Origin of the sequence: Brevibacillus sp. SIMBA_040 (assembly GCF_046535075.1) — a bacterium.
In the GTDB taxonomy this organism is placed as follows: Bacteria; Bacillota; Bacilli; order Brevibacillales; family Brevibacillaceae; genus Brevibacillus.
In genome coordinates, this window is record NZ_JAWRXI010000122.1 from 1 (window position 1) to 296 (window position 296).

Consider the following 296-nt stretch of genomic DNA (forward strand, 5'->3'; position numbering starts at 1 on the left):
TCGTACGGCGGCTTCCCCAGTAGGACGGCACCGCCCTTTTTGTCGAACGTCTCGCCCTTTTGCCGGGGTAGGTGGAGGTCGTCGTCGGCAGACGGCACCGCTCGGATTTTGCACCCTTCGTAGCCGCCGTTAACGAGCAATCGATACTGCTCAAGCTTTGTGACGTTGTCCGGAGCCAGAGGACCAGGCATGCGCACGTCGAGCACCGGTGCCTTGCCGACACCCGTCGTTACCTTGGCGAGTTCATTCAGCTTTTCCTCGATAAGATCGCTCGCCTCCTTGACCGCTGCTTCGTC

General features: G+C 60.5%; 1 protein-coding gene. It reads right to left on the minus strand.

Annotation, left to right across the window (positions count from 1 at the left end; translation table 11 throughout):
* The coding region (locus tag SB752_RS32220; protein ID WP_410719469.1) for a hypothetical protein at nt 1-296 on the minus strand (296 nt) is incomplete at both ends.